Origin of the sequence: Sphingobium cupriresistens LL01 (genome assembly GCF_001046645.1) — a bacterium.
In the GTDB taxonomy this organism is placed as follows: Bacteria; Pseudomonadota; Alphaproteobacteria; order Sphingomonadales; family Sphingomonadaceae; genus Sphingobium; species Sphingobium cupriresistens.
In genome coordinates, this window is record NZ_KQ130434.1 from 1,506,214 (window position 1) to 1,528,026 (window position 21,813).

General features: G+C 64.0%; 20 protein-coding genes and 1 tRNA gene. 12 read left to right on the forward strand and 9 right to left on the reverse strand.

Translation table 11 applies throughout. The features are described 5' to 3' along the window. Positions 1 to 12 precede the first annotated feature (12 nt). Both V473_RS07345 and V473_RS07350 read right to left on the reverse strand, forming a co-directional pair. The gene (locus V473_RS07345; RefSeq protein ID WP_148648341.1) at positions 13 to 600 is read right to left on the reverse strand and encodes a hypothetical protein; all 588 of its coding nucleotides are present in this window, start codon (positions 598 to 600) and stop codon (positions 13 to 15) included. A 53-nt stretch (positions 601 to 653) separates the two neighbouring features. After that, positions 654 to 743, reverse strand: a tRNA-Ser gene (locus tag V473_RS07350). A gap of 133 nt (positions 744 to 876) precedes the next feature. Between V473_RS07350 and V473_RS07355 the strand changes: the two genes are divergently transcribed. The 12 genes from V473_RS07355 to V473_RS07410 all read left to right on the forward strand — a co-directional run bounded on the left by V473_RS07355 (position 877) and on the right by V473_RS07410 (position 12,362). After that, positions 877 to 1,926 (forward strand): lytic murein transglycosylase, encoded by a 1,050-nt coding sequence (locus tag V473_RS07355; RefSeq protein ID WP_066602072.1) that lies wholly within the window; start codon positions 877 to 879, stop codon positions 1,924 to 1,926. Further along, positions 1,910 to 2,860: an RlpA-like double-psi beta-barrel domain-containing protein gene (locus V473_RS07360; RefSeq protein ID WP_082679004.1), complete on the forward strand. Its 951-nt coding sequence runs from the start codon at positions 1,910 to 1,912 to the stop codon at positions 2,858 to 2,860. The genes V473_RS07355 and V473_RS07360 overlap by 17 nt, the downstream gene beginning before the upstream one ends. 47 nt (positions 2,861 to 2,907) lie before the next feature. Next, entirely contained in the window at positions 2,908 to 4,071 is a 1,164-nt protein-coding gene (locus V473_RS07365; RefSeq protein ID WP_066602075.1) for a D-alanyl-D-alanine carboxypeptidase family protein, read from the forward strand. Then, positions 4,068 to 4,694 carry a dTMP kinase gene (tmk, locus tag V473_RS07370; protein ID WP_066602077.1) on the forward strand — a complete coding sequence of 209 codons (627 nt, stop codon included), beginning with the start codon at positions 4,068 to 4,070 and terminating at the stop codon, positions 4,692 to 4,694. The genes V473_RS07365 and tmk overlap by 4 nt, the downstream gene beginning before the upstream one ends. After that, the gene (locus tag V473_RS07375; protein ID WP_066602079.1) at positions 4,691 to 5,665 is read left to right on the forward strand and encodes an AAA family ATPase; all 975 of its coding nucleotides are present in this window, start codon (positions 4,691 to 4,693) and stop codon (positions 5,663 to 5,665) included. Before tmk ends, V473_RS07375 begins: the two co-directional genes overlap by 4 nt. Before the next feature lie 41 nt (positions 5,666 to 5,706). Next, a complete protein-coding gene (gene metG / locus V473_RS07380) occupies positions 5,707 to 7,275 on the forward strand; it encodes a methionine--tRNA ligase (protein WP_066602081.1) in 1,569 nt (522 codons plus the stop codon). 4 nt (positions 7,276 to 7,279) lie between these two features. After that, complete coding sequence (locus V473_RS07385) at positions 7,280 to 8,053, forward strand: TatD family hydrolase (protein ID WP_066602083.1); 774 nt, start codon at positions 7,280 to 7,282, stop codon at positions 8,051 to 8,053. Further along, a complete protein-coding gene (locus V473_RS07390) occupies positions 8,050 to 8,841 on the forward strand; it encodes an MBL fold metallo-hydrolase (RefSeq protein ID WP_066602088.1) in 792 nt (263 codons plus the stop codon). Before V473_RS07385 ends, V473_RS07390 begins: the two co-directional genes overlap by 4 nt. Further along, complete coding sequence (locus V473_RS07395; protein WP_066602092.1) at positions 8,841 to 9,470, forward strand: retropepsin-like aspartic protease family protein; 630 nt, start codon at positions 8,841 to 8,843, stop codon at positions 9,468 to 9,470. Before V473_RS07390 ends, V473_RS07395 begins: the two co-directional genes overlap by 1 nt. After that, the gene (locus V473_RS07400; protein WP_066602094.1) at positions 9,467 to 10,768 is read left to right on the forward strand and encodes an MFS transporter; all 1,302 of its coding nucleotides are present in this window, start codon (positions 9,467 to 9,469) and stop codon (positions 10,766 to 10,768) included. Before V473_RS07395 ends, V473_RS07400 begins: the two co-directional genes overlap by 4 nt. Positions 10,769 to 10,932: 164 nt before the next feature. Then, positions 10,933 to 11,712, forward strand: a complete 780-nt coding sequence (gene mazG / locus V473_RS07405) for a nucleoside triphosphate pyrophosphohydrolase (RefSeq protein ID WP_066602098.1) — start codon at positions 10,933 to 10,935, stop codon at positions 11,710 to 11,712. 116 nt (positions 11,713 to 11,828) lie between these two features. Continuing rightward, positions 11,829 to 12,362, forward strand: coding sequence for a tetratricopeptide repeat protein (locus tag V473_RS07410; protein ID WP_066602101.1), 534 nt, complete (start codon positions 11,829 to 11,831; stop codon positions 12,360 to 12,362). A 16-nt stretch (positions 12,363 to 12,378) separates the two neighbouring features. On the opposite strand, the gene hflX is transcribed toward V473_RS07410, so the two are convergent. The 7 genes from hflX to dusB form a co-directional block, all read right to left on the reverse strand. Then, complete coding sequence (gene hflX, locus V473_RS07415; RefSeq protein WP_066602104.1) at positions 12,379 to 13,728, reverse strand: GTPase HflX; 1,350 nt, start codon at positions 13,726 to 13,728, stop codon at positions 12,379 to 12,381. A 121-nt stretch (positions 13,729 to 13,849) separates the two neighbouring features. Further along, positions 13,850 to 14,344, reverse strand: a complete 495-nt coding sequence (gene hfq, locus V473_RS07420; protein ID WP_224546293.1) for an RNA chaperone Hfq — start codon at positions 14,342 to 14,344, stop codon at positions 13,850 to 13,852. A gap of 163 nt (positions 14,345 to 14,507) precedes the next feature. Then, a complete protein-coding gene (gene ntrX, locus V473_RS07425) occupies positions 14,508 to 15,878 on the reverse strand; it encodes a nitrogen assimilation response regulator NtrX (protein ID WP_066602110.1) in 1,371 nt (456 codons plus the stop codon). After that, the gene (locus tag V473_RS07430; RefSeq protein WP_066602114.1) at positions 15,868 to 18,120 is read right to left on the reverse strand and encodes a sensor histidine kinase; all 2,253 of its coding nucleotides are present in this window, start codon (positions 18,118 to 18,120) and stop codon (positions 15,868 to 15,870) included. The genes ntrX and V473_RS07430 overlap by 11 nt, the downstream gene beginning before the upstream one ends. 111 nt (positions 18,121 to 18,231) lie before the next feature. Next, positions 18,232 to 19,677 (reverse strand): nitrogen regulation protein NR(I), encoded by a 1,446-nt coding sequence (gene ntrC / locus V473_RS07435; RefSeq protein ID WP_066602117.1) that lies wholly within the window; start codon positions 19,675 to 19,677, stop codon positions 18,232 to 18,234. Further along, positions 19,677 to 20,786, reverse strand: a complete 1,110-nt coding sequence (locus V473_RS07440; RefSeq protein WP_066602119.1) for a two-component system sensor histidine kinase NtrB — start codon at positions 20,784 to 20,786, stop codon at positions 19,677 to 19,679. Before V473_RS07440 ends, ntrC begins: the two co-directional genes overlap by 1 nt. Beyond that, positions 20,783 to 21,805 (reverse strand): tRNA dihydrouridine synthase DusB, encoded by a 1,023-nt coding sequence (dusB, locus tag V473_RS07445; protein ID WP_066602122.1) that lies wholly within the window; start codon positions 21,803 to 21,805, stop codon positions 20,783 to 20,785. Before dusB ends, V473_RS07440 begins: the two co-directional genes overlap by 4 nt. Between the last annotated feature and the right edge of the window lie 8 nt (positions 21,806 to 21,813).

Sequence of the window (21,813 nt, forward strand, 5' to 3'; positions counted from 1 at the left end):
ATAGCCGGCCATTCAGCCCGTCCCGATTGGAACCTGTCGAATAAGGGTGGGGTCCAGTTGGTCTGGATTGAGGCCCAGCGCTTGTAGCGCCCGCCGATCGACGTCGATATGTTTGCGCGCATGATCGCCCGGCGCATAGCTATACCCCCCTTCCATGCTGATGCCGGAAAATGTCACGCCCGTGGCGCCAGCGTCGATGGCGATGCACAGGGCCGTGACGCCGGACGAAGGGATGCGATCGCCGCGATCACCGCGAAAGCGCAGCCCTGTCGCCTGCTCGCAGGCCCTTTGCCGGGCCGCGCGGTCCATTGCCTCTATCGAATCCCAGCCCAGGCCAATCGTAGCGAAAGCGTCGAGGCTGGCCATGTCGGCGATGGCCAGCACATGCGTCGCATGTCGGCCGCGCATCAGGCTGCGCGTCATCTGCTGCGCCGGATTATCAGACACGACGGTATGTCCGTTGAGCAGCACGACGTCAGGGACCAGGGTCGGCCAGGGCAGGAAGCTGCCGTTGACGGCCATCAGCACATAGGGCGCGGGGCCGGTAGGGAGGCAGGCTCCCGGTGCAGAGCCCAGCACATGGACATGTGCGCCAGCCATCAAGGTACGAAGTTCAGACGCGGCTGCAACTCCCGACGATAGCCGACAGCATTTGGCGGAAGCGGTGGGATTCGAACCCACGGTGAGCTTACACCCACGGCGGTTTTCAAGACCGCTGCCTTAAACCACTCGGCCACACTTCCGTTGGCTCGCTTCCTAGCGCGCCGGGCGGCGATGCCAAGTGGAAATCGTCGCTTTCTCCGTTCGTCGCCTTAAGCGACCCGACCGAGCATTAAGGGGATTCACCTGCCGCCCCGCCTGTGCAACAACGGGGGCATGAGGGATTCTTTGCGTTCACCCGTCCTGTCTTTTTTGCTGGGCCTTGCCACCATCGCCGCCGGAGGCATGGCCGTGGGGCCGGCACAGGCGCAGGAGGGGGCGGATTTCCGGGCCTATCTGGAAAGCCTGCGGCCCAAGGCGCGGGCCATGGGCATAAGCGACGCGACGCTGGACAGTGTTTTTCCATCGCTGACCATCAATCCACGCGTCGTTCAACTCGACCAGAGCCAGCCCGGCGGCGGCGCCTATTCGCCCATCCCCAATTTCGAACCCTATCGTCGCCAGCATGTCGATGCGGCGCGGATCGGCCGGGGGCGGACCGTCTATCAGGCGAACCGGGCGCGCCTGGCCCGGATCGAGGCGGAGACGGGCGTACCGGAAGAGATCATGGTCGCCATCTACGGCCATGAAACCAATTATGGCAGTTATACCGGCGATTTCGACCTGATCCGGTCGCTCGCGACGCTGGCGCATGAAGGGCGGCGGCGCGCGCTGTTCGAGCCGGAATTGCTCGCTACGCTCAAGATGCTGGACAATGGCGTGCCGCGGAGCCGGCTGGTCGGCAGTTGGGCCGGGGCGACGGGTTATCCGCAATTCCTGCCGTCGGTCTATCTGCGCCTCGCCAAGGATGGCGACGGGGACGGCAAGGCGGACATCTGGACCAGCGAGGCCGATGCGCTGGCGTCGATCGCCAATTATTTCGTCCAGTCGGGATGGCGCAAGGGCCAGCCCTGGGGCGTGGCGGTCAATGTGCCGGCAAGCTTCAACCGCGCCGCCGTGGCGGCCAAGACCGAGCCAGCGCGGTGCCCGCGGGTGTTCAACCGGCACAGCCGCTGGCTGACTATGGCGGAATGGCGCAAGCTGGGGCTGTTTCCCGCCAATGGCGTGTGGCCCGCGGACAATATGCTGGCGACGCTGCTGGAACCCGATGGGCCGGGCAAGACCGCCTATCTGCTGACCGGCAATTATCGGGCGATCCTGGATTATAATTGCTCCAACTTCTATGCCTTGTCGGTGGGATTGCTGGCGGATGCTGTTAAACAATAAGGGGCTGTTCGGGACCGCCATAATGCTGGCGCTGATCGGAGGAGGCGCGTGTGCGGCGCAGCCGCAGCAGGCCGGTTCGGTCGCTATGGCAGGCGATACGCCGATCCCGCTGGAGCCGCCTTATGCGGTGGGTGGCGTCACATACACGCCGGCCGATCCCGCCTCCTATGACGAGGTCGGCTATGCCGGCGCCATCGAGGATGGCAGTCGGGGCGGTTCGACCGCAACGGGCGAGGCGTTCATGCCTTCCGCCATCACGGCGGCGCACAAGACCTTGCCCTTGCCCAGCTATGTCGAGGTGACGGCGCTGGACAGCGGGCGGACGATCCTGGTGCGGGTCAATGATCGCGGACCGATGCGCAACGACCAGTTGATCGCGCTGACGCCGGGCGCGGCCGCGCAACTGGGCGTCGCGGGGATAGCGGCGGTGCGGGTGCGGCGGGTCAATCCGCCCGATCAGGAACGCGCGGTGCTGCGCGGCCACGGCCAGGCGGCCGAACGGTTGGAAACGCCCGCCGCCTTGCTAAAGGTGCTGCGGGAGAAGCTCGGTCCGGTGCGGCCAGCAGCGTCCACACGCATGGCTGCGGCAAAGCCCAGGCCGGCTGCGGCCAAGCCTGTCAGCGCCGGCCGCCCTGGCGCGGATTTCGACACGCCCGCGCCCAAACTCGTCGCGCAACCAGCCAAGCCAGCGCCCAGGCCGACGCCCGCGCCGCCCACGACCGGCGGCTATGTGGTGCAGGTCGGGGCCTTCTCCTCGCAGGCTCGCGCTGATTCGCTCGCAAAGAGGCTGGGCGCGCACGTCGCGTCGGGTGACGGCATATGGCGCGTGCGGCTTGGCCCCTATGCCACGCAGCAGGCGGCGCAGACCGGAGTTCGCCACGCGGCCGCCAAAGGCTTTGAGAATAGCCGTATCATGGCTAATGACGCGCGATAGACGTCGCAGTTGAAGAGCGATTCCACTTGTCCGAAGGCAGTTGTCCCATGAAGAAAAGCGTTGCAGTCCTCCTTGCCGTCGGGCTGCTGGCCCAGCCGCTGATCGCCGCCGCACCGCCCTACACCACCGAAGCGCCGATCGCTTATATGAAGGATCTGTCGTCGGGCGCGGTGCTGTACGACAAGGGCGGCGAGACGAGGATACCGCCCGCTTCCATGGCGAAGATGATGACGGCGCATGTCGCCTTCCGTCTGATCCAAAAAGGCGAATTGAAACTCGACACCAAATTCACCGTGCGCCCGGAAACCTGGAAGCAATGGCATGGCCCGCAGGCCGGATCGACCATGTTCCTGTCCGTCGGCGAGCAGGTGTCGGTCGAAAATCTGCTACACGGCATCGTCACCCTGTCGGGCAATGACGCCTGCGTCGTGCTGGCGGAGGGGATTTCCGGCACCGAACAGGCCTTCGTCGCCGCGATGAACGAAGAAGCCAAGCGGTTGGGCCTGAAAAACAGCCATTTCGGCACCAGCAATGGCTGGCCGGATGAAGGCGTGACCTATGTCACCGCCGAGGACCTGGCCAAGCTGGCGCAGGCGACGATCGAGGAAACGCCCGACCTCTACAAGAAATTCTACGCCACCCGGTCCTTCACCTGGGGCAAGACGATGGGCGGCGCGGACATTGCGCAGGGCAATCGCAACCCTATCCTGGGCAAGATCGACGGAGCCGACGGCTTGAAGACTGGTCATACCGAAGAGGCGGGCTTCGGCTTTACCGGATCGGCAGAGCAGAATGGTCGCCGTCTGGTGATGGTCATCGCTGGCTTGACCAGCTTTAACGGCCGCATCAGCGAATCGGTCCGCTTCATGGATTGGGGCTTCAAGGCGTGGAAGGCGCAGCCGCTGTTCAAGAAGGGCCAGAAGGTCGAAACGGCGACCGTGCAATTGGGCAGCGCGACGAGCGTATCGCTGGTCGCGCCGCAGAATTTGGCCGTGACCCTGCCGGGCACGGCGTCAGCCAATGTGCAGGTGAAGGTGGTCTATACCGGCCCGATCAAGGCGCCGATCGCCAAGGGCCAGCAGATCGCCCAGATGATCGTTCAGACACCGGACACCCCGCCGCAGATCATGCCGCTGGTCGCCGGTGAAGATGTCGCGGAAGCGGGCTTTTTCGGCCGGCTGTGGAACGGCATGAAGTCGCTCTTCGCTTGATAGCAGGGCGGTTCATCACGCTGGAAGGCGGCGAGGGCGCGGGCAAATCGACACAGTTGCGCGCGCTGGCCGCAGCCCTGCGCGCGCGCGGGCAGGACGTGGTCGAAACACGCGAGCCGGGCGGCAGCGAAGGGGCGGAGGCGATCCGAGCGCTGCTGCTGACCGGCGGCGCCGATCGCTGGAGCGCGCGCGCCGAAGCGCTGCTTTTCGCGGCGGCGCGGGCCGATCATATCGAAAAGACGATACGTCCGGCACTGGCGCGGGGCGCTTGGGTGCTGTCCGACCGGTTTCTCGATTCGAGCCGCGCTTATCAGGGGCAGGGCGCGTTGACCGACGCCGATATATTGACGCTCCATCGGATCGGCAGCGACGGGTTTTTGCCCGATCGCACCTTGCTGCTCACGCTGCCCGAAGGCGAGGCGACTGGGCGGGCCAAGGCGCGCGACGGCGATGCCGAAGACCGGATCGGCGGGCGGGCGAGCGATTTCCACCGCGCCGTGGCCGATGCCTTCAGCCGCTTCGCGCTGGAGGAAGGCGCGCGCGTCCATGCGATCGACGCCTCCGGCCCGGCCGAGATCGTAACGCTGCGGCTGCTCGACGCGATCGAAGACTTGCTGCCATGACCATTTTGTTGTTGGGCCATGACGCGCAGGCCCGCACGCTGATGGCCGCCGCGCAGAGCGGACGGATGCATCATGGCTGGATTCTTTCCGGTCCCAGGGGCATAGGCAAGGGCAGTTTCGCGCGCGCGCTGGCGATGCGGCTGCTGGCCGAGGCCGCCGGGCCGTCGATCGATGCGGAGGGGCTGTCCGTCCCGGAAAACCACCAGACCCGTCGCATGATCGAAGCGTCCGCGCATCCCGACTATGCCGAACTGGCGCCGCTGGAAAAGGATGGCGTCACCGCACGCAACATCAGTGTCGATCAGGTGCGGGGATTGCAACGGCTGACCCAGTCGGCCCCGTCGCTGTCGCCACGCCGTCTGGTGGTGGTCGACAGCGCCGACGATCTGGAGCGGGGCGCGGCCAATGCGCTGCTCAAGACGCTGGAGGAACCCCCGGCGGACATGGTATTCCTGCTGGTCAGCCATGCGCCGGGGCGATTGCTGCCGACGATCCGGTCGCGCTGCCGCACGTTGCGCTTCGATCCGCTGGATGCGGCGACGATGCGTACGGTGCTGAAAGCGACGGACGATACGCTGTCGCCGCAGGAAATGGATGCGCTGGTGCGTGCGGGCGAGGGATCGCCGGGGCAGGCGCTGCGCTATGCGGGCCTGAACCTGTCGGAGATCGAACAGGCGCTGACCGCGCTGGCGACGCAGGGCGATCCGGGCAATCGCCAGCGGCTGGCGTTGGCCAAGGCGCTGGCGCTGAAATCCGCCAAGCCGCGCTATGAAGCCTTTCTGGAACGCGCGCCCGCCTTCATCGCGCAGGCGGCGCGGACTCGCCATGGACCGGCGCTGGGCACGGCGCTGGACCATTGGGAAAAGGCCCGGCATCTGGCGGGTGGCGCGGTGATCCTGTCGCTCGATCCGGCGGGGGTGGTTTTCGAACTGGCCGGGCATGTCGCGGCGCTGGCGCAAGAGCGCGCATAAAGCGGCTTTGCGGGGCGCGGATCAGCGGCTAGGGAGAGGCCATGTCCAAGCCCTTCACCATCACCACCGCCATTTCCTATCCCAATGGCCGTCCGCATATCGGCCACGCCTATGAAGTGATCGCCACCGATGCGGTCGCCCGGTTCCAGCGGATGATGGGCCGCGACGTCTTCTTTCAGACCGGCACCGACGAACATGGGCTGAAAATGGCCCAGACGGCGCGCGACCGCGGCATCGAACCGCGTGAACTGGCTGATGAAATGGCGGGCTATTTCAAGGTGATGAACGAGAGGCTGAATATCAGCCATGATCGTTTCATCCGCACCAGCGAGCCGGATCATCATCGCGCCAGCCAGGCGATCTGGCAGGCGATGGAGGCCAATGGCGACCTGTATCTGGGCCGCTATGAAGGCTGGTATTCGGTCCGCGACGAAGCTTTTTACGACGAGAAGGAAATCACCGACGGGGAGGGGGGCGTCAAGCTGTCGCCCCAGAATACGCCGGTCGAATGGACGGTCGAAGAGAGCTGGTTCTTCCGCCTGTCGGCCTATCAGGACCGGTTGCTGGCGCTCTATGAAAGCCAGCCCGATTTCATCCGGCCTGACAGCCGCCGCAACGAAATTTTGCGCTTTGTCGAAGGTGGCCTGTCGGACCTCAGCGTATCGCGCACCAGTTTCGATTGGGGCGTGAAGGTGCCGGGATCGGACGGCCATGTCATGTATGTGTGGGTCGATGCGCTGACCAATTACCTCACCGGCTGCGGCTATCCTGACGATGCCGATCGGATGGCGCGCTATTGGGCCGAGGGCGGCGATATCACGCATATTATCGGCAAGGATATCGTGCGTTTTCATGCGGTCTATTGGCCGGCTTTCCTGATGAGCGCGAACCTCCCTTTGCCCAAACAGGTCTTCGGTCACGGCTTCCTGCTCAACCGGGGCGAGAAAATGTCCAAGTCGGTCGGCAATGTCGCCGATCCGATGGAATTGGCCGATCGCTTCGGCGTGGATCAGTTGCGCTATTTCCTGCTGTCCGAAGTGACCTTCGGCAATGATGGCAGTTATAGCGCGGAAGCGATCGTCCAGCGCTCCAACAGCGATCTGGGCAATGCCTTCGGCAATCTGGCGCAGCGGACGTTGAGCTTTATCGCGAAGAATCTGGATGGCCGCCTGCCCATGATCCACGGTCATGATGCGGCTGATGGGGAGTTGCTCGCGCTGCTCGACAAGACGATCCGCACCGACATGCCCGCCGCCTTCGCCGAACTGGCGCCCAGCGTGGCGATCGAGGCATGGTTGCGCGCCTGTTTCGCCTGCAACCAATATATCGATGCGCAGGCGCCATGGGCGTTGCGCAAGACCGATGCCGAGCGGATGGAGACGGTGCTGGCGACCCTCTATATCGCCATCGCCCAACTGGCGGTCGGCATCCTGCCGGTCATCCCGGCGAGCGCGAGCGCGCTGCTGGATCATATGGGCGTACCGCAGGACAAGCGCAGCTATGACGCGATCGGCGATCATTGGTATTCGGCGCTGGCGGAGAGCGATTTCGTGCTGGCCGCGCCCAAGCCGCTGTTCCCGCGCCTCGAACTGCCGGCGGAGGTCGCCTGATCCCATGCTGATCGACAGCCATTGTCACCTCAATTACAAGGGCTTGATCGAGGATCAGGCCAATGTGCTGGAACGGTCGCGGGCCGCTGGCGTCGACCTGATGCTCAATATCGCGACGCGCGAAAGCGAGTGGGACGATGTGCTGGGCACCGCGATCCGCGAGCCGGACGTATGGGCGACGGTCGGCATCCACCCGCATGAGGCGGACGAACATCCCCATATCGACACCGCCAAGCTGGTGGAGAGGGCGGCGCATCCCCGCGTGGCCGGCATCGGCGAGACGGGCCTCGACTATTATTATGACCATAGCGACCGCGATCGGCAGCAGAAGAGCTTCCGGTCGCATATCGTCGCGGCGCGGGACACCGGCCTGCCGCTGATCGTCCATACCCGCGATGCGGAGGAGGATACGCTCAGCATCATGTGCGACGAGATGGGGCAGGGCAGCTTCACCGGCGTTATCCATTGCTTCACCGCCAGCGGCGCCTTTGCCGATGCGGCGATGGCACTGGGCTTCTACATCAGCATTTCGGGCATCGTGACGTTCAAGAGCGCGAAGGATTTGCAGGAGACGGCGGCGCGGCTGCCGCTCGACAGGTTGCTGGTGGAGACGGATTCGCCCTTCCTGGCGCCGGTGCCGCATCGCGGACGACCGTGCGAACCCGCCTTCGTTGCCGACACCGCCAAATTCCTGGCCAATCTGCGCGGCGAGAGCATTGAAGAACTCGCGGCGGCGACCTCCGCCAATTTCCGCGCCTTGTTCAGCAAGGTCGCATGAGCCTGACGCTCACGATCCTGGGCAGCGGCACATCGTCCGGGGTGCCGCGGATCGGCAATGACTGGGGGACATGCGATCCCGCCGAGCCGAAGAACCGGCGGACGCGCGTGTCCATCCTGGTGGAAAGCCCGACCACGCGCATTCTGGTGGATACCTCGCCCGACATGCGCGCGCAGTTGCTGGCCGCCGACGTCATCCAGATCGATGCGATATTGTGGACGCACGACCATGCCGACCACAGCCATGGCATCGACGACGTCCGCCAGCTCTTCCATCATCGCCGCACGCCCGTTCCCGGCTATGCACGAGCGCAGACGCTCAAGCTGCTGTCGGAACGATTTGCCTATGCCTTTGAGGGGCGCAACGGTTACCACCCGACGATCCAGCCTCATATCCTACCCGACGGGTTGCGGATCGGCGACATCGACATCGCCTGCGTCGACCAGCCCCATGGCGACATTTTTTCCACCGGATTTCGCTTCAGCCATGGCGGTCGGTCGGTCGGCTATGCCACGGATTTCCATGCGCTGACGCCGGACATGCTGGCGCTGTATGACGGGCTGGACATCTGGGTTGTGGATGCATTGCGGACCAAGCCGCATCCGACTCATCCGCATCTGGCGCTGACGCTGGATGGCATCGCGGCCACCCGGCCCGGCCGCGCGATCCTGACCCATATGGACCAGAGCATGGATTATGCGACATTGTGTCGCACGCTGCCCAAGGGCGTCGAGCCGGGCTATGACGGCATGGTGGTGCAACTGGATGCGAACGAGCAGCGGGCCTGATGGACGGCACGGATCAGGCGGCATCGACCATCTGGTATGTGCTGGCGCTCGTCCTGGTCGGGTCCGCGCTGGTCGGGCGGCACATGGCCTGGGGCAGCCTGTTGCGCATGGCGTTGCTGTGGGTCGCGATCTTCGCCGGGCTGCTCGGCCTGTTCAAATTCGGCCAGAGCCAGGGGTATCTGACCGGACGCTGGGCGGAGGAGGGGGACGTCGTCGCCCCAGACGAAGCGCCGGCGGCGCTGCCCAGGGCGCGGACCGAGGGGCAGGCGCTGCGCATCCCGGTCGCGCCGGACGGCCATTATTGGGTCGAGGCGTCGATCAACGGCACGACCGCCCGTTTCCTGATCGACAGCGGCGCGACGATCACCGCCCTGTCCGAAAATACGGCGCGCGCCGCCGGCCTGAACTATGATGTCGGCGAACCGGGCGTCATCATGACCACCGCCAACGGCAAGGTGTCGGCCAAGCGGTCGAGCATCGCCACGCTATCTATCGGTCCCATTTCGACAAGCGATCTTCCCGTGGTCGTGTCACCCACATTTGGGGAGGTCAATGTCATCGGCATGAACATGCTGTCGCGCCTGAAAAGCTGGGGCGTCCAAGACGGCGCCATGGTGCTGACGCCATGATCGCTTCGATCGAGACGGGCGCGCCGACGCAGGCCCAGCGGCTCAAGGCCATTATCGGCGGGTCCACCGGCAATCTGGTGGAATGGTATGACTGGTATGCCTACGCCGCCTTCACTCTCTATTTCGCGCCGCATTTCTTCCCTAGCGAGGATCGCACAGCGCAACTGCTGAGCGCGGCGGGCATCTTCGCCGTCGGCTTCCTGATGCGGCCAATCGGGGCATGGCTGATGGGCGTCTATGCCGACCGCCATGGGCGCAAGAGCGGCCTGACGCTGTCAGTGGCGCTGATGTGCGCGGGGTCGCTGCTGATCGCGGTGACGCCGGGTTATGAAACGATCGGAGTCGCCGCGCCGCTGATGCTGGTGCTGGCGCGGCTGATGCAGGGATTGTCGATCGGCGGCGAATATGGCGCGAGCGCGACCTATCTGTCGGAAATGGCAGGGAAGAACCGGCGCGGCTTCTTTTCCAGCTTCCAATATGTGACGCTGATCGCGGGGCAGTTGGTCGCGATCTGCGTGCTTTTGCTGTTGCAGGCGACGCTGACCGAAGCGCAACTCGACGCCTGGGGATGGCGCATACCCTTCTTCATCGGCGGGCTGCTGGCGGTTATCGTGTTCTGGCTGCGGCGCGGGCTGGCCGAGACGCAGAGCTTTGCGGTGGCCAAGGCGGCGGGCGCGCCGAAATCGGGGTTCGTGGAACTCATCACCAACCATCCGCGCGAGACGCTGACGGTGATGCTGCTGACGGCGGGCGGCACGATCGCCTTCTACGCCTACAGCATCTACATGCAGAAGTTCCTGGTCAATACCAGCGGCCTGAGCCGCGAAGTCGCGTCGCAGATCAATGCGGCGACGCTGTTTGTCTTCATGCTGTTGCAGCCGGTCGCGGGCGCCTTGTCCGACCGGATCGGGCGCAAGCCGCTGATGATCGGCTTTGGCGTCATGGGCGTCCTGTGCACTTATCCGATCTTCGCGACGCTGGCGGTGACGAAAGACCCGCTGGTCGCGGGGCTGCTGGTGATGGCCGGCCTTGTGATCGTGACCGGCTATACGTCGATCAACGCGGTGGTGAAGGCCGAACTGTTTCCCGCGCATATCCGGGCGCTGGGCGTGGCGCTGCCTTACGCGCTGGCGAATACGCTGTTCGGTGGAACGGCGGAACTGGTTGCGTTGTGGTTCAAGCAGGCGGGCGTGGAGCAGGCATTCTATATCTATGTCACGGTGATGATCGCCATATCGCTGATCGTCTATGTGAAGATGCGCGACACGGCCAAGCACAGCCTGATCCGCGAGGATTGAAGGGCAGATGCGTTGCGAATGCGACGGCGAGTTGGACAGCTGTACGCGATCGCGGCGACAGCATATTTTTAACATAATATATATTATCGTACTTATATTGGACTGGCCAGAGACGTGCGTACGCCCTATCGCACGGCCAGCCTTCCACAGCGATCAGGTCCGATATGAGCAAAGCCAGCCCCGCCGACATCATGCCGCTTGCCGACGTCATGGCGCGGTTGCGTGATCCCGACACCGGATGCCCCTGGGACATCGAGCAGGATTTCGCATCGATCGCACCCTATACGATCGAGGAAGCCTATGAGGTGGCGGACGCGATCGAACGCGCGGACATGGATGCGTTGCGCGACGAATTGGGCGATCTGCTGCTTCAGGTCGCTTTCCACAGCCGGATCGCTGAACAGGCCGGGCATTTTGCGATGCAGGATGTGATCGACGGCATCACGCAAAAGATGATCCGTCGTCATCCCCATGTCTTTGCGGAAGGCGCGCGGCGCGAGGATGGCCATGCCCAATGGGAAACGATCAAGGCGGCCGAGCGCGCGGAGAAGGAGCCGGATCCCAGTGCGCTGGCCGGAGTCGCGATCGCCCTGCCCGCACTGCTGCGCGCCGAAAAATTGCAGAAGCGCGCCGCCCGCACAGGCTTCGACTGGCCCGACACGGTCCGCGTGATCGACAAGATCATCGAGGAACTGGACGAAGTGCGTGAAGCGGCCACGCAGGATGAGCGTGAGGAAGAGATTGGCGACCTGTTGTTCGCCGTGGTCAACTTCGCACGCCATCTGAAAGTTGACCCCGAAACGGCTCTGCGCAAGGCGAACAGGAAGTTCGATCGCCGTTTTCGCGCCATGGAGGGCATGGCGGGCAATCGCTTCGCGTCCTTGGCCTTGGATGATAAGGAAGCGCTGTGGCAGCGCGCCAAGCAGCAGGAAAAATCCGCCTGAAGGCCCCCTGTTTCACGGGCAAAGACATGAGCTGGATAAGGTTCGGACTTGAAACTTATATTTGACAAGGTCCTGCACCGATTATAGCTTTTTCTTATAAAGATGGAGGAAAAGCCATGCGTTTGACGATCCTTCTGCCCTTATGCGCCGCCATAGCCGCTCCCGCCTATGCTCAAAATCACGGCATTAGCGGTATTACCACCAACTTTCCAACGCCGATGAGCGGCCCGATCACCGGCTATTGTCCCGATAATTTCCGTAGCGTCAATGGCGGTGCGTATAACGATGTGAGCCGCGCGCAGCGTCTGATCGCATCGGGCAACTATGCGCAGGCCGACGGTGTGCTGACGAACCTGGTCGGCAGGACGAGCAGCCGGCAGGTCCGGTTCCTCAAGGGTGTCGCCAGACTTGGGCTGGGCGATGCGACGGGCGCGCGGCGATATTTCGAACAAAGCTTGTATCGCGGGCGGAACGGCTATCCCGGTGCGATGTCAGGGCTGGCGCTGGCGGAAATTCGCCTGGGCAACCGCGACGCCGCGCAGGACATATTGGGCAAGCTGCGCAACCAGCAGGAAAAATGCGGTAGCGATTGCGACCGCGCCAAGCCGCTGGATCAGGCCATCGCCGTGGTTGAAAAGGCGCTGGCGTAAAGAAGCCGCGCCGAGACTAGCCTTCGCTTCGCTTTGCGTAGCGGGCGAAGGCGGCGTCCGACAGGCGGACATCAACGCGGCTTTCCTCATCTTCGACGATGGTCGACAGGACTTCGCCATGTTCGTGGAGCCAGGCGACCGTGGCGCCGTCCGACACGGGCACGCGCAGGCCATAGACTTTCGCGCCGCGGGTCATGCAGTCGCTGATGGTGCGCTGGAGCATGTCCACCCCTTGCCCGGTCAAGGCAGAGAGGATCACGACATCATCGCGTCGGGACGCGGTTTCGCGGGCGAGCGCGGCGTTTTCTTCGCTGAGCAGGTCGAGCTTGTTCCAGGCCTCCAGGATCGGCGGCGCATCCGGATCCCCTACCCCACGATCCAGCGCCGCTTCGCCGGCAACGCCCAGTTCGCCCAGCACGTCGAGCACATCGTCGCGCTGCGCATCGCTATCGGGATGGGCGATGTCGCGGACATGGACGATGAGGTCGGCCGACAGCACCTCCTCCAGCGTCGCGCGGAACGCGGCGATCAATTGCGTGGGCAGATCGGATACGAAGCCGACGGTGTCGGACAGGATCGCCTTGTCCAGGCCCGGCAGGGCGATCTGGCGCATAGTAGGATCGAGCGTGGCGAAGAGCAAGTCTTCCGCCATGACGTCAGCCCCGGTCATCCGGTTGAAAAGCGTGGATTTTCCGGCGTTGGTATAGCCGACGAGTGCGATCACCGGCCAAGGCGCGCGCTGGCGGCGGGCGCGATGCAGGCCGCGGGTGCGGGTGACCTGATCCAGTTCCTTGCGGATTTTGGCCATGCGGTCGCGGATCATGCGGCGATCCGCTTCGATCTGGGTTTCGCCCGGACCGCCAAGGAAGCCGAAGCCGCCGCGTTGCCGCTCAAGATGGGTCCAACTGCGCACGAGCCGGCCCGCCTGATAATCGAGATGGGCGAGTTCGACCTGGAGCCGGCCTTCATTGGTGGCGGCGCGTTCGCCAAAGATTTCGAGGATCAGCCCGGTCCGGTCGATGACCTTGGCCTCGCAGGCTTTTTCCAGATTGCTTTGCTGCACCGGCGACAGGCTGTTGTCGACGATGATGAGGTCGGCCTCCTCCTGCCGCGCCAGGGTCGCGATCTGATCGACCTGTCCGCTGCCAAACAAGGTGGCGGGCTTGGGGTCGCGCACGCGAAACGCCTGGGACGCGCGCACGTCGATGCCGATCGCGAGGGCAAGCCCGCGCGCTTCCTCCAGCCGCGCGTCGCTGTCCCGGCGGTCTATAGAGGAATTGGCCCCATTGTGCGTTTCGGCATGGACGACGATGGCGCGCGCGCCGCGCGCCACTTCGTCATCGGAATCGCGATTGAATATGGCCATGGAAGTATAACGCCTTACAATGCAACATGCTCCCGCGCAGGCGGGAGCCCAGTCCTGATCGCGGACCTGGGCTGCCGCGTACACGGGAGCACGGCTTTAATCTATCGGACAGGAAAAGCGATCAATCGTCCTGTTCATTCTCGCCGCTGAGATCGAGCGCATGGAGCGGCTGGACCGTCGAGATGGCATGTTTGTAGACGAGCTGGACCATGCCGTCGCGTTCGAGCAACATGCAGAACAGGTCGAAGGCCGCGATTTCACCCTGGAGCATGACTCCATTCACCAGGAACATCGTCACCGGGCTGCCGGATTTGCGGACGGCCGACAGGAAGATTTCCTGGAGCAGCTTCCCCTTGCCGTTGCCATCGCTGGCCTTGCGCAGATCGGTCAGGTCCATCGACTGGGCCGGCATGACGGTGGAGATCGCATGTTTGTAGACCAGCTGCGACTGGCCATCGCGGCGCAGCAGCACGGAAAAATTGTCGAACCAGGTGATGATGCCCTGCAACTTGACGCCCTTGACCAAGAACATGGTCACCGGGGTCTTGGTCTTGCGCAGGCTGTTGAGGAAGATATCCTGAAGGTTGTTCACTTTGTCGGCCATGGTCGTCGCCAGTCCTTTATTCTTGGCGGGACGTTACCCGCTCTCGCACCCTAAGCAGGGTGTCTTGCCCGCCCCCGCTTGTCGGGAGCGGTGCAATCCTATCGCAATTGCGAAGGAGCGTCCATGGCGCAGATGCGCTTTGGCCAAAGTTCGGCAATCGATTGGCGAGACGGGACTAATCCTTGCCGTCGGTAATGCCCAGCAGCTTGAGTTTGCGGTGCAGCGCAGACCGCTCCATGCCGATGAAGGTCGCGGTGCGGGAGATGTTGCCGGAAAAACGGCGAATCTGGATGCGCAGATATTCCCGCTCGAAACTTTCGCGCGCCTCGCGCAGCGGCGCGCCCATGATCGCGGATTGGCCCATCCCCTCCCCGCCGCCGCCGCTGGTGAGTTCAGGCGGCAGCATGTCGAGTTCGATCCGCCCGATCCGGTCGCCCGGCGCCAGGATCATCGTGCGTTCGATGACGTTGCGCAATTGGCGAACATTGCCCGGCCATTCATTGGCCTGGAGCGCGGCCATGGCGTCGCTGGCGATTTCCGGCGGCGGCACGCGGCGTTCGGCGGCGAAGCGGGCGAGATAATGTTCGACCAATGGCGGGATATCGTCGCGCCGTTCGGACAAAGGCGGGATCGCCAGCGGCACGACATTGAGGCGGTAGAAGAGATCCTCGCGGAAGCGGCGTTCCTCTATCTCTCCGGCCAGGTCCAGCGCGGTCGAGGAAATGACGCGGACGTCCACCTTCACCACGCGCTGCCCGCCGACGCGGGTAAAGCTCTGGTCGGTCAGGACGCGCAATATCTTGCCTTGCGTCGTGATCGGCATGTCGGCGATCTCGTCCAGATACAGCGTGCCGCCATGGGACTGTTCCAGAAAACCGGGGCGGACGAGGCCGCTGGGGTCTTCGACGCCGAACAATTCCTCTTCGACGCGATCCGGGTCCATCCGTGCCGCAGCGACGATGATGAAGGGCGAATCAGCACGGCCGCTCCAACTGTGGAGCATCCGCGCGGCGACTTCCTTGCCGACGCCCGCGGGGCCGGAGATGAGGACGCGGCTGCCAGTGCCGGCGACCTTTTTTATCGTGGCGCGCACGCCGTTGATCGACGCCGATGAGCCAGTCAGTTCGTCATCCTGGCCGAAACGGGCGCGCAACACCTGGTTTTCCCGACGCAGCCGCTCCGTTTCGGTCGCGCGCGACACGAGGTGAAGCAGTCGGTCGGCCTCGAACGGCTTTTCGATGAAGTCGGCCGCGCCCTTACGGATCGCCGCGACGGCGGTGTCGATATTGCCATGGCCCGAAATCATCAGCACCGGCACGGTGGGATCCCGGCGCTTGATCTCCTCCAGCAGTTCCAGCCCGTCCATCCGCGATCCCTGCAACCAGACATCGAGCAGGACGAGCGAGGGGCGACGGGCATCGAGCGCGTCGATCGCGCTGTCGCTGTTGGCGGCGGTACGGGTGGTGAAACCTTCATCTTCGAGCACACCCGCGACCAGATCGCGAATATCCTCTTCATCGTCGACTATCAGAATATCAAGCGCCATTGGCCGTCACTTTTCCTTTTGGCAGGGCGATAACCTGCCCTTCTTCCAGTTTTTCCAGCGCCCCCGCGGCGAAGCGCAGCGTTACGCACGCCCCACCCCCTTGCGCATCGTCGAAGCGGATCTCCCCCAAATGCTCCTCGACAATCTTCTTGACGATGGCCAGGCCCAGACCCGTCCCCTTGGTCCGCGTCGTCATATAAGGTTCCAATATCCGCTCGCGTTCGGGCGGCAGGCCGATACCGTCGTCGCGCACGGTGATGAGAATATCATCCCCCTCCCGCACCAATGTCATACGGACATGACCGCGCGGACCACCATCATCCGGAACGGCTTTTGGTTCAATGGCTTCGACAGCATTCTTCACAATATTGGTGAGCGCTTGTCCAAGCTGGCGCCGGTCGCAAACCATGTCCAGATCGTCCGCTCCGGCATATTCGAAGCGGATATCGGGATGCGCGACTTCGTGCAGGAACAGGGCGTGGCGGGCGATATCGCCCACCGCTTCGCGCCGGAACACCGGCTTGGGCATCCGCGCGAAGGAGGAAAATTCGTCGACGATCCGGCGCAGGTCGCCCACCTGCCGGACGATCGTGCCGGTCAGGCGAGTGAAGGTCGGCTTGTCGCTGGTGATCTCGTCGGCATAGCGGCGTTGCAGCCGTTCGGCGGCGAGCTGGATCGGGGTCAGCGGATTCTTGATCTCATGCGCGATGCGGCGCGCCACGTCGGACCAGGCAGCGCGGCGCTGGTCTGACAGTTGTTGCGTGATGTCGTCAAAGGTGAGGATATGGCGCGACGCATCCTGCGAGCGCTTGACCGCCAGCGTGCGCAGGTCGCCATGGGCGCGCACCTGAACAATGCCCGCGCCGTCCTCTGAGGCGATGAATTCGGCGAGTTCGGGCGATATCTCGGCCAGGTTGCGACCGACCAGATCGTCGCCTTCGTCGACCAGAATCGCCGCGGCCGACCTGTTGAGCAACTGCAACACCCCGTTGAAATCGACCGACAATACGCCGGCGCTGACGCCCGACAGGATCGCCTCGATAAAGGCGCGCCGTTCGTCGAGCTGGCTGTTGGCCGCGACCAGCGCGCCGGTTTGCGCCTCCAGCCGCTGGGTCATGCGGTTGAAGGCGGCGGCCAGCGTGCCGATTTCGTCGCGCGCCATCGGCCCGGTCACCCGCGCCGACAGATCGCCGGCGGTGATCCTGCGCGCCGCCGTCACCAACTGATTAACCGGCCGCACCATCCAGTCGGCGACGGCCAGCGCGATATAGACGGCGATGCCGACCAGCAGCAGCGATCCAACGAACAGCGCGATATTGAAGCGCAGTTGAAGCGCGCGCGATTGCGCCGCGAACAGATCATAGTCCGACAACACCTTCTGCGCCCGCGCGACGTTGGAGAAGGAGGAACTGTCCGCATTGCGGGCGGCGTAGAGATAGATTTTGGACTTGGGATAGAGAAGCGTGACCGCCTCGATCTGGTTGTTGCGGGTCTGGACGACGATCGTCTCGCCCTGCCCCAGCCGTCTGATGACTTCAGGGGTGAGCTTGTCCGCTGCCGGACGATTTTCAGGATCGACCGTCGCGGCGGTGCGCACGATGCCATCCGTCCCTAACTCGATGATGGCGGCCCGGCTCAACTTACGCCCGACGACCTGATAGAGAAGATATTCGGCGAAGCGCGGGCTGCTGACCTGCGAATCCATCAATTCCTTGCGCAGGTCACTGGACATGGTGACGGTTTCGTCGCCCACTTCGCGCAAATTCTGCTCATAATAGCCGCGCGCCAGATCGCTGGCGTTTTGCAACATGCCGCGCGCGCTGTCCGAAAACCAGAATTGCACGCCATATTGGAACAGCAGGGATGCAAAGATCACCACCAGCAGCATCGGCACGCTGGCGACGATGGAGAAGATGGCGACCAACCGAACGTGGAGTTGCCCTTCACTCCCGATGGCCGATTGGGCGGCGCGGCGTTTGGCGACGCGCCGCCCAAGCAACATCAGCAGGGCGATGGCCGGAACCAGATTGGCCACCAGCAGAAGGGCGACGATGGGCGGCGTCAGCAGCGTGTAGGATTCGCCGCTGCCCGAAAGGATATGATAGGTCAGGCCCGCCATGCCGAGGAAGAGGGCCAAAGTCACCCCTTCCACCAATACAGCCAGTCGCCCGTTGCGCAGCGATAGCGAGAGATTTCTCCGCCATGCCGATGCCCGCTTGGGGAGTGTGGTCGCGCCGCTCATAGTGGCATTGTTACAACAACCCCCGTGCCCGTTCAAACACAGTATTTGGCCAAAGGACTGTCGCTGGTCGATGCAGACCGTCGGTTCGTCCTGATTTGCGACTGATGCGGATCAATCGTTGAGGCGCAACTGCATGGGATCGAGACTGTAGTCGGTCAGCTTCTTGCGCAACGTGTTGCGATTGATGCCCAGCAGTCCCGCCGCGCGAATCTGGTTGCCATCGACGCTGGCCAGCACTTCCTGCAACAGGATCGGCTCCACCACCGCCAGCAAATCATCATGCAGTGCGCGATTGGGCTGGGCCAGCCCCACGCCCAGTTGTCGCTTGGCCCAGTCGCGAACGGCGTGCGCCAGATGATCGGTCGGGGCGGCATAGTCGGCCGGGATCGCATCCATCGGCAGCATATGGCGCAATATCTCGGCCGTGATGACATTTTCGCGGCTGAGGACGGACAGGCGCTGCATCATATTTTGCAGTTCGCGCACATTGCCCGGCCAGTGATAGGTCATTAGCAGTTGCGCCGCATCATCGGCCAACGCCTTGCGCGGCAGGCCCTCCTGCGCCGCCCGCTCCAGGAAATGGCGTGCGAGCAGGATCACGTCCTCGCGCCGTTCGCGCAACGCCGGCAACGCGATCGGCACGACGTTGAGCCGGTAGTAGAGGTCCTGGCGGAAGCGCCCATCCTCGATCAGCAGCGGCAGATCCTTGTTGGTTGCGGCGATGATGCGGACATCGACCCGCACCGGCTTCGACCCGCCAACCGTCGTGACTTCGCCCGACTGAAGCACCCGCAGCAGCCGGGTCTGCGCCTCCATCGGCATGTCGCCGATTTCGTCGAGGAAGAGCGTGCCGCCCTGCGCCTGCTCGAACTTGCCGGCGGTGCGGGCATGGGCGCCGGTGAAGGCGCCCTTCTCATAACCGAACAGTTCCGCTTCGATCAGTTCGCGCGGAATCGCCGCCATGTTGATCGCGATGAAGGGCTTGGTGCGGCGCTGGCCCAGGCTGTGAATCGCTTCGGCCACCAGTTCCTTGCCCGTGCCCGATTCGCCCAGCACCAGGATGGACAGGTCGTTGGACAGGACGCGGGCGATGGTGCGGTACACTTCCTGCATCGCCGGCGATCGCCCGACCAGCGGCAGGCCGTCATGCGGCAGGCCGACATCGCCCTCCGCCTCCTCCACGCTCTGCCGGGTGCCCAGCGCGTCGGAGACGGCGCGGGTCAGTTCGTTGAGGTCGAAGGGCTTGGGCAGATATTCGAACGCGCCCTTTTCGGTCGCCCGGATCGCGGTATTGAGCGTGTTCTGCGCCGACAGGATGATGACGTTGAGATCGGGCTTGGTCGCCAATATCTCCGCCACGCCGTCCAGCCCATCGCCGTCCGGCAGCATGACGTCGGTGATCAGCACGTCGGGCGCAAAGCTTTCCATCAGCGCGCTGCGCTCGCGGATCGAGGCGGCGGTCTTGACCCTGTGTCCCTGCCGCCGCAGCGCTTCGCCCACCACCACGCAGATGGCGGGATCGTCATCGACCACCAGGATCGTGCCGGTCGCGCCCATCACGCCATCCCCATCGGCAGAAGGATGCGGAAGGTGGATTCGCCGGCCTCCACGTCGCGGCTATATTGGACGAATCCGCTCATATCGCGGACCAGCTTGTCCACCAGCGCCAGGCCCAGCCCCTGTCCGTCGCGCTTGCCGGTGATGAAGGGGTTGAAGAGATGGTCGAGAATATGTTCGGGCACGCCGGGGCCATTGTCGATGACGAGGATTTCGATCGGCAGCACCGCGCTGCCCTTGCCATCGCCGACCACCACGGAAACGCCATGGCGGAATGCGGTTTCGACCCGGATGCGGGGATTGGCGACACGGTCCAGCGCCTCCGCCGCATTCTTCAAAAGGTTGATCATCACCTGCACCAGGGCATCTTCATTGATGTTGGCGAATGGCAAGGATGGATCATAATGTTTTATGATCTTTATATGTTTTGCAAAGCCAGCGGCGGCGATCCCGGCCGCCCGGTCGATCAGGGGATAGATGTTGCCGGGGCGACATTCCAGCGTCCGGTCGGTGGTGAAATCCTGCATCCGGTCGATCAGCGCGGCGATCCGGTCGACTTCGTTGCAGATGAGCTGGGTCAGCGCCGCGTCGCGCCCGCCTTGGCTGGACTCCAGCAATTGCGCCGCGCCACGGATACCCGATAGCGGGTTCTTGATCTCATGCGCCAGAATGGCCGCCGCGCCCATCGCGGAACGCGCGCCGCCGGACGATCCGCGATGGCCGATCTTGCGCGCCTGGCTCTGGGCATGGAGCGACACCACGCGCCAACCGTCATGATCGACGATCGGCGCAATCATCAGGTCGACTTCCATCTCGGCGGTGCGGCCGGCATGGACTTTGATGTCATAGGCTGCGATCGGCTTGTTGCTGTGCCAGATGTCGAACCGCGCGCCCGCCTCCGCGATGCGGATGGTGCGCGCGACATCGCTGCCGACGATCGCCGACCGCGCCATGTTAAGCAGGGTTTCGGCGCGCACATTGGCTTCGGCGATGCTGTTGTCCGGCTTCACCACCAGCGTCGCCACCGGCAGCGCCGTCATCTGTTCGCCCAGCGAAGGCCCGTCCTGCAGCATCCGAAGCGGCGGGACGGACGTCAATGTCACCGTCATGCCGCCTTGCGCAGGTCAGCAGCGTCCAGTCCGCTGGCGATGAGCGGCTCATAAAATCGGGCCAGCATGTCGAGCACGACCGCGGCGTCCGGCTGCTGGTTGACGGCGTTGCGGAACTCGGCCGATCCGGTCAATCCCTTTGTGTACCAGCCGATATGCTTGCGCGCCATATTGACGCCGGTATAGGTGTCATAATGTTCGAGCATAGCATGATAATGCCCTATGATCGCTTGATATTGTTCGGCAAGCGACGGGTCGGGAACGCGCGTCCCGTCGCTCAGCCAGGCCATGACCTGGCTGATGAGCCAGGGCCGGCCATAGGCGCCGCGCCCGATCATCACGCCATCCGCGCCGCTCTGTTCCAGCGCCGTGTCGGCATCCTCGACCGAACAGATGTCGCCATTGACGATCACCGGCAGCTTCACAGCCTCCTTGACCGAGCGGACGAAAGCCCAATCGGCGCTGCCCTTGTACATCTGGCAACGGGTGCGGCCGTGGACGGTGATGAGCTGCGCGCCCAGATCCTCGGCGATACGGGCGAGTTCCGGCGCATTGAGGCTGGCATGGTCCCAGCCCATCCGCATCTTGACCGTCACTGGCACGTCGACCGCTTCGACCGTCGCCTTGATGAGCGAGGCGGCAAGCGGCAGGTCGCGCATCAGCGCGCTGCCCGCGTCGCCATTCACGACCTTTTTCACCGGGCACCCCATGTTGATGTCGATAATGGCGGCGCCACGATCGGCATTGAGTTTGGCGGCGTCGGCCATTTCGGTCGGCGAGCAGCCGGCAAGCTGCATCGACACCGGCTCTTCCAGCGGATGCCAGGCAGCCTTTTGCAGCGACTGGCGCGTTTCGCGGATCATCGCCGCCGACGCGATCATCTCCGTCACGTTGAGGCCGCAACCATAGCGGCGGACCAGCGTGCGGAACGGCATGTCGGTCACGCCCGTCATGGGGGCGAGGACGACCGGCATGTCGATGGTGATCGGGCCGATGGAGATGGGGGAAAGCCTGCGCATGGTCTTAC

Bases quoted from the DNA above. Each gene is read 5' to 3' on its own strand.
- V473_RS07345 (WP_148648341.1), bottom strand. From the start codon at position 600: ATGGCTGGCGCACATGTCCATGTGCTGGGCTCTGCACCGGGAGCCTGC.
- V473_RS07355 (WP_066602072.1), top strand. From the start codon at position 877: ATGAGGGATTCTTTGCGTTCACCCGTCCTGTCTTTTTTGCTGGGCCTT.
- V473_RS07360 (WP_082679004.1), top strand. From the start codon at position 1,910: ATGCTGTTAAACAATAAGGGGCTGTTCGGGACCGCCATAATGCTGGCG.
- V473_RS07365 (WP_066602075.1), top strand. From the start codon at position 2,908: ATGAAGAAAAGCGTTGCAGTCCTCCTTGCCGTCGGGCTGCTGGCCCAG.
- V473_RS07375 (WP_066602079.1), top strand. From the start codon at position 4,691: ATGACCATTTTGTTGTTGGGCCATGACGCGCAGGCCCGCACGCTGATG.
- metG (WP_066602081.1), top strand. From the start codon at position 5,707: ATGTCCAAGCCCTTCACCATCACCACCGCCATTTCCTATCCCAATGGC.
- V473_RS07385 (WP_066602083.1), top strand. From the start codon at position 7,280: ATGCTGATCGACAGCCATTGTCACCTCAATTACAAGGGCTTGATCGAG.
- V473_RS07390 (WP_066602088.1), top strand. From the start codon at position 8,050: ATGAGCCTGACGCTCACGATCCTGGGCAGCGGCACATCGTCCGGGGTG.
- V473_RS07395 (WP_066602092.1), top strand. From the start codon at position 8,841: ATGGACGGCACGGATCAGGCGGCATCGACCATCTGGTATGTGCTGGCG.
- V473_RS07400 (WP_066602094.1), top strand. From the start codon at position 9,467: ATGATCGCTTCGATCGAGACGGGCGCGCCGACGCAGGCCCAGCGGCTC.
- mazG (WP_066602098.1), top strand. From the start codon at position 10,933: ATGAGCAAAGCCAGCCCCGCCGACATCATGCCGCTTGCCGACGTCATG.
- V473_RS07410 (WP_066602101.1), top strand. From the start codon at position 11,829: ATGCGTTTGACGATCCTTCTGCCCTTATGCGCCGCCATAGCCGCTCCC.
- hflX (WP_066602104.1), bottom strand. From the start codon at position 13,728: ATGGCCATATTCAATCGCGATTCCGATGACGAAGTGGCGCGCGGCGCG.
- ntrX (WP_066602110.1), bottom strand. From the start codon at position 15,878: ATGGCGCTTGATATTCTGATAGTCGACGATGAAGAGGATATTCGCGAT.
- V473_RS07430 (WP_066602114.1), bottom strand. From the start codon at position 18,120: ATGAGCGGCGCGACCACACTCCCCAAGCGGGCATCGGCATGGCGGAGA.
- ntrC (WP_066602117.1), bottom strand. From the start codon at position 19,677: ATGGGCGCGACCGGCACGATCCTGGTGGTCGATGACGATCCCGCCATC.
- V473_RS07440 (WP_066602119.1), bottom strand. From the start codon at position 20,786: ATGACGGTGACATTGACGTCCGTCCCGCCGCTTCGGATGCTGCAGGAC.
- dusB (WP_066602122.1), bottom strand. From the start codon at position 21,805: ATGCGCAGGCTTTCCCCCATCTCCATCGGCCCGATCACCATCGACATG.